The sequence below is a fragment of the Streptomyces sp. NPDC026377 genome (assembly GCF_055567715.1).
On record NZ_JBVHPV010000034.1, the window covers coordinates 23,281 to 29,280 of the forward strand.

General features: G+C 66.5%; 7 protein-coding genes and 1 pseudogene. 5 read left to right on the plus strand and 3 right to left on the minus strand.

Going from position 1 to position 6,000, the window contains the following annotated elements; genetic code table 11:
- Window positions 1-24: 24 nt before the first annotated feature.
- Both ACZ4MU_RS34720 and ACZ4MU_RS34725 read right to left on the minus strand, forming a co-directional pair.
- Window positions 25-189 (minus strand): hypothetical protein, encoded by a 165-nt coding sequence (locus ACZ4MU_RS34720; RefSeq protein ID WP_467883541.1) that lies wholly within the window; start codon window positions 187-189, stop codon window positions 25-27.
- A 96-nt stretch (window positions 190-285) separates the two neighbouring features.
- The gene (locus tag ACZ4MU_RS34725; RefSeq protein WP_467883543.1) at window positions 286-651 is read right to left on the minus strand and encodes a hypothetical protein; all 366 of its coding nucleotides are present in this window, start codon (window positions 649-651) and stop codon (window positions 286-288) included.
- Window positions 652-1,771: 1,120 nt separating this feature from the next.
- Between ACZ4MU_RS34725 and ACZ4MU_RS34730 the strand changes: the two genes are divergently transcribed.
- From ACZ4MU_RS34730 to ACZ4MU_RS34750, 5 genes are all read left to right on the plus strand, one after another.
- Window positions 1,772-2,122, plus strand: coding sequence for a hypothetical protein (locus ACZ4MU_RS34730; RefSeq protein ID WP_467883545.1), 351 nt, complete (start codon window positions 1,772-1,774; stop codon window positions 2,120-2,122).
- Between the two features lie 311 nt (window positions 2,123-2,433).
- Complete coding sequence (locus ACZ4MU_RS34735; RefSeq protein ID WP_467883546.1) at window positions 2,434-2,850, plus strand: DUF6193 family natural product biosynthesis protein; 417 nt, start codon at window positions 2,434-2,436, stop codon at window positions 2,848-2,850.
- 174 nt (window positions 2,851-3,024) lie between these two features.
- Complete coding sequence (locus tag ACZ4MU_RS34740; protein ID WP_467883548.1) at window positions 3,025-3,711, plus strand: hypothetical protein; 687 nt, start codon at window positions 3,025-3,027, stop codon at window positions 3,709-3,711.
- Between the two features lie 60 nt (window positions 3,712-3,771).
- Window positions 3,772-4,158, plus strand: a complete 387-nt coding sequence (locus ACZ4MU_RS34745; protein WP_467883550.1) for a transposase — start codon at window positions 3,772-3,774, stop codon at window positions 4,156-4,158.
- Between the two features lie 192 nt (window positions 4,159-4,350).
- Entirely contained in the window at window positions 4,351-5,343 is a 993-nt protein-coding gene (locus ACZ4MU_RS34750; RefSeq protein ID WP_467883552.1) for a hypothetical protein, read from the plus strand.
- Between the two features lie 258 nt (window positions 5,344-5,601).
- Here the strand turns inward: ACZ4MU_RS34750 and ACZ4MU_RS34755 are convergent.
- Window positions 5,602-5,813, minus strand: a pseudogene (locus ACZ4MU_RS34755) (transposase); the annotation flags it as partial.
- Window positions 5,814-6,000: the final 187 nt, after the last annotated feature.

The following is a 6,000-nucleotide window of genomic DNA, read 5'->3' on the forward strand; positions in this document are numbered from 1 at the left end:
GTTCCTGGCGGCCGCCACTGCTCGTCATGCGTCGGGTGACTCCGCGAGCAGACGCTTCACCTCTTTGGGAGGGATGTCAGCGGCCGTGGCGGTGTCGCCCCGGGTGACCTTGTCCCGGGCGAGGGAGGTGACCGCGTCCGCCAGGGCTTTCGCGTAGGGGCGTCCCTCGTTCGCGGCGGAGCTCCCCATACCGCTGGGCAAAGAGGTCGAGCGCCTCGTGAAGGGTGCTGCCCGACGACTCCTTGAATCGTGATGCCCCAGCCGCCTCCTGCAGCCAGGGGGGTCCTACCTTTTTCTGAGTGTGTACAGGTCCCAGGAGTCCGGGTCGCCGATGTACTGGTAGAGCGTCGGGCGTTGCTGCGTACCGCCTACGTTCCAGGCCGGCCATGAGCAGTCAGGCAGGGTGACCTGGACTTCCTGGGTCCAGGAGTTGTCACCGCCGTCGAAGGACCATGTGCCCTCGCCGGTGCACGCCTTCACTGTGATGTTGAACTTCTCCTCGCGGTGTTCTTTGACGCCGGACGCGGTGACCTTGCCGTCCGAGGCGAACCTCAGCGTCGCGCCCTCGTTGTCCGACCACGTCCCGAGCAGTGCGGCAGGAGAGAGCGTCGGCGGCCGGTACGCCGTGAGAAGGTTCAGCTGCAGCGCCACGCCACCCAGGAAATCCGACACAGATCACCAACAGCCCGCCCAACCCCGCCACCGCGCCGGTCCGTCTCACCCACCGCGACCCCGTGACCCATGCCGCAAGAGCCAGCGCGACGCTGGTCACCACCCACAGCACCGGACACAACGACCATGCGACGGCCCCGCCGACGGCGGCCGCCCACCACAGGACTGCGAGCACCGCAGCCACCACCAGCGGCCCCCACCACCACCTCTCGCGGCCACTGAATTTCCGCCCCAGCGCACCACCCACCCGAACCACGGGAAGCACGACGGCTCCCGACACGGCAGCGGCCAGCACCACACCTGCCACCGCGACACAGGGCACAGCCACCAGCCCGAGCGCGTAATTGCCGCCGACGTTGGGCGACTCCGTGGTCTGGTTGTAGACGACCGTCACCACCAGAGCGAGCGCCGCCTCCACGAGCAGCACCACCGAAGAGGCCCACACCATCCGGTTGCCGGACACTTCATGCTTCACAGCCAGGACCTCTCCGAACACGGCGCGATAGCGCGGCCCGCCTGTTCACCGACCACGCCAGCGCCATACTGCCAGGCCATTTGAACGCGTTCAAAACCGGGGTGCGCCCTCCCTCCCGGTCACTGAGCGGCTGCCCACGACATCAGGTGGGACTGAGATACAGCGCCGCACCCCGCCCGGGACGGCATCGCCGGCGGTACTGACTCCGCCAGTAGGCGCAGTTCCACGAGACTGCTGGGGTGCTCCCCGGTAGGGAAGCGCCCCAGCCCGTCGCGGCCCCAGCGTCCGTCCGTAGCCACGCGTTTGTTTAACGGGCCGGTGGCGTGGCTGGTGCCGGAGTAGCGGTAAAGCTCATCGCCCGAGGTGGGGACCGGGAGGTCGCTGCGGCCGTCGCCATTGAGATCGCCGATGGATGGCGTCGGCTTGCCCCGCTGTTGCGGCCGGGGCGGTGGCGGGGGCATGGGGGCTGGCATGATGGGTGCATGAGTGCACACCGAAAGGCCGATGCCGCGTAGACGGCCGGGCGCCCTGCGCGCCGAACGATGTGGCCCTCGTATCTGGGAGGACCTGTCCCCGGACCGGATCCGCGGGCTCTCTGCCCGCACCAGCCTTGCGATACATCGGGTGGAGTGGCATTCCCGCGACTACTACATCTACCCCAGTGTCACTGAACGGGCGTTGCGGCGGTACCACGAGTTCCTGGCACAGCAGGGACGCGGCCCTCTCTACCCGCGCAACGCGCCGTGCTCGTGCCGCGGTTGCTCCTTCGACGACGTGCGTCATGCACGCGACGTGCTTGACCAGATCCTGCAAGAGCTGCCTGTTCGCCCCCGCACGGAGCTGAAACGCCACGTGGCCGCCCTGGACGCCGCATATCGCAAGCGCACCCTGCCCGATCCATTCGCCCATCATCGACAGTGGCGCTCAGACCGGTGGTGGCGTCGCCGTATCGCCGACAGTGCCGAGGGCGGATGACGGCCTGCAACGCAACTCAAATCGTGACCGCTTCACGGAAGTCGTGCCAGAACCCCGTCCTCGCGGAGCGTCGCGTCGCACAGCTCGAACAGCGTGTCACCGCGCCGGGTCAGACATGTGTAGAGGTCCTCTCGAAAGTGGGATGTGAAGTCAAACGCCTCGTGCCGGGCATCGTGATGCAGCAGGCTCACCTCTGCGGCCTTCGTGTGAGTGCGGTTCTGTGACGGAACGCATGCTCGTGCGAGGACCGTCCGCCTGTTCGGCGAACTCGCTGGTGAGTGACACCGTTCGGGTCGCCGTTCGATCCCGGCATGCATGATGGGGCGGTGAACTGGAACTCATCGGGCGAGGCCCTCGTGGAAGCTGGCTGGCAGGCGGTAAGGGACGACGGACGCGTACGCACCGAATTCCTTGAAGCGGCCTACGCAGAACCACGCCTACGGCAGTTGTTCCCATGGACGGGGATGGGCGAGCTGCACTTCAGCCGCTGTACCGAGAAGCGATGGACCTGGGACATCCCCTACATCCAACCCGCTGCCGACGGCACCTACTGGGTCTCTGGACCTCTCCGAACAGAGACGGTGGGCCCAGCGGCCACAGCGCAGGAGACCATCGCCATAGTGATCGGACGCCTTCCAGCACACTGCGGCCCGGCATTCGTCGGAACACCAGAAGAACTCGCAGCTCACGAAGCTACAACGCCGAATCCGCAGCCCGACCGAGGTTAAGTAACAAGGTTAGAAGCTGTGCTCGATCCATCCATGACAAGGAGGGCAACCTGAAACAGGCTGGCTATCGCAGGTCACGCTTGGTCTCAGCGGTCGTCTTCAACGGTCGATGCGCTCCGAACCAATGGGATGATTGCTTTCGTGGTGGAGGGACCGGACACAGGGGCGCGGGCCGTGGCCGTTGACGTCGGCGTGTGGGATGAGCGGCTGGGCTGGGCCCACGGTCTGATCGCGGATGATCCGGTCGAACGGGCAGCGGCGCTTGTCCGTCTGGCCGATGCTCGGGTGAAGACCGAGGAGGCCCTCGTCCGCTTCAACGAGGTGTGGCGGCTGACGCGCCCGCTGGGGGCTCGGGAGCAGTATCGGGAACCGGCGTTCCAAAAGGCACTCGAGACGCACCGCAGTTTGCAGAGGGCTTCGCTGCCCGATGCCTTGTGGGATCGTCCGCTCGGCCTGGACATCACCGCGTGGGCGGGCCTGCCCTATGCGCTGCTGTTCCTGGAGTGGGAGGCACGGCATCCGCAGGAGTGGACGCGGCATGCGAAGGCGTGGGGTACGAAAGAGGGCCTCATCCGGGATTTGGCTGCTGCTGGCCATACTGAGATGGTCAGGACCAAGCTCATCGACCTGACCGAGATAATCGTCTGGAGGCCCTACCGGTGCAAGGACCGTGAGTACGTACGCGTCGCGCGGGCCGTTGACGGTGACGATCTACGCGGCAGGCTCGACGCGGCCGCCCACTCGGACAGTCCATGGGCCCGGTGCCAAGCCGGCTACGTTCTCTGGCTCCTTGATCGCCCCGAGGTGCCGAATACACCTCACGTCTGGCGGACCTGGCTGACGGTGACATCAGAACGGTGAGTACCGGCGTCGGCATGATGACGTGCTGGCCGGTTGGCGGTCACGTTGTGCGGTCGTACGGTGCCAGCATGGGCGGGGAGAAGCTGCGGGTGCGGCTGGTCGAGCCTCCAGCCGTGCCGGATCCGGGGCCGCGGCTGTGCCGGGGGTGCGGGGAACCGGTGGCTCCGCGGGGGCGACTCCCACTACGCCGGCCAGCTCATCGACTGGGCCCGCGAGACACTCCATATGACGATCAAACCCGTCCTCCGCCCCGAGGACGCGAAGGGCTTCGTTCTCCTGCCAAAACGCTGGATCATCGAGCGGACGAACTCGTGGACGATGCGGGCCAGGCGCAACGCCCGCGACTACGGGCGCACGATCGCGCACGCCGAAGCCCACCTGCGCTGGACCTTCATCACCCTCATGGCTAGGCGCATCGCCCGCCAGGCCGCGAAGTCAGCCAGCTGAACCGGTCTCCGCGTTCGTTGGCATACCCCAGGGGACGCCTATCCGAACGCCAGCGTGGTTCCCCACGAGTCAGCAACCTCCCGACCTGCAGCGGGAGTTATCGCACAGCTTCCTAGCTTGAGTTTTAGCATCGTCGTGTGCTTCCGGGGACCTGTGCGCAGCGCAGTTTTCTGCGGGCGTAGCCTCTCGTGCATGCTTCGCACTAGTCCGCCCCGGCCGGTTGACGTCACCATGTACTTTCCCGAGCTCACGTCGCTGGCCCGCACCGCTGTACGGCTGCACCCTCGCGTTGGTTTCCCTGCGGCATCGAGCAGTTCCATTGGCGGTCCGCTGTTGTGGCCGGCCAAGGAGCTGTGGCCCACCTGTCCGGAGCACGACGGGCCCTGGCAGCTCGGGACAGCACCCTCAGATGTGCGGCTACGGCGGCAGATGCTCGCCCAGGCATGGCGCCGATCCCGAGCGGAGGGCGCGGACTTGCTGAGCGCGGACGAACGCGCCACAGTCGACCGCATCGGCAAGAGTGCGCGGATCTCGCTGGATGCCCCGGTCCCCATGGTGCCGGTGGCCCAGCTCTACGCCGTGGACGTGCCCGCTCTGCCGTGCCCGGATGGCGCTGATCTGCTGCAGGTGTTGTGGTGCCCGTTCGATCACGGCGAGGACTGTTTGCCGCGGACCGAGGTGCGCTGGCGGACCGCCGCCGACGTCACCGACCCGCTCGGCGCTGCCCCCCAGCCGTCGGTGATCGGTGATGAGGACTACTTGCCCGAACCGTGCGTACTGCACCCGGAGACGGTTACCGAGTACCCGGCCCCCCATGAGCTGCCCAAGGAACTGGCAGAGCGCATCGAGGCATGGGAGGACCAGCACGACTTCGACTATCAGTACGACCTCAGCGTTGCGCCAGGCTGCAAGGTCGGTGGTCACGCCCCCTGGAGCTTCTCCGACCCTTTCCCGATGGCCTGCCGCGAGTGCGGCTCGCACGTGCGCCCACTGCTCACCATCGACGGCAGCGAGTGGGACGGTGGCAGCGAGAGCTGGCGACCGTTCGAGGATGCTGGATACACCGGCCCGCATTTCCTCGGGCCGGCCAATGCCACCCAGCTCACCATCGGCCGCGGCTACAACCTGCAGCTGTACACGTGCGCGGCTTCCTACGACCACCCGCACCTGCAGAACATGCAGTGACGTGGCGCGTGGGTGGCCCCGATCATGAGCCTCTCAACTCTGATCTGGGCATCGGCGTGGCCCCATGGGTTCGGGACTACAGCTCGATTGCGCAGCCGAACTTGGTACGGGCGACGTGCGGGGAGGGGTTATGGAACACCCACGGACCAGGGCGTCAGGCCGTGGAGTTTCATAACCAGCTTCAAGCGCGCCGTTGGCAGTTTGCCTGGGTTCTGACCAGCAACAAAGCCGCCAAGACGATGGGGCCGAAGGTAAGTTTTAAGCTAAGACCGTGTCCTGCATGGTCAGTTTGAGGAAGCGTTTGGAGCAGCAGATGGCTGCGGCGAGGCCGAGAAAGGCCAGGTAGTTGCTGGGTTGGCGTTCGTAGCGGTGGTTGAGTCGGCGGTAGCCGTCAACCATGACATGGTTCGCTCGATCACCCAGCGTCGGAGGCCGAGCCGTTCGCTGGACTCGATGCCCTTGCGGGCGATGCCATCGCCGGCCTCGTCTCCGACCGCACCGCCACAGCCTGAACCACACCGCGCGAGCGGCCACCCCACCCGCTATCACGCACCAACTCGTAAGGGCTTGCAGAGAATCAACATGCTGACTTGATCTCTGTGGGCATGTTGTCCGCGAGGAACGCGGTGACGTCGGCGGGTGTGCGGAACCTGGCTG

What these genes read in the sequence shown, in the direction of transcription:
- ACZ4MU_RS34750 (WP_467883552.1), top strand. Translation starts at nt 4,351, where the DNA reads ATGCTTCGCACTAGTCCGCCCCGGCCGGTTGACGTCACCATGTACTTT.
- ACZ4MU_RS34720 (WP_467883541.1), bottom strand. Translation starts at nt 189, where the DNA reads ATGGGGAGCTCCGCCGCGAACGAGGGACGCCCCTACGCGAAAGCCCTG.
- ACZ4MU_RS34735 (WP_467883546.1), top strand. Translation starts at nt 2,434, where the DNA reads ATGCATGATGGGGCGGTGAACTGGAACTCATCGGGCGAGGCCCTCGTG.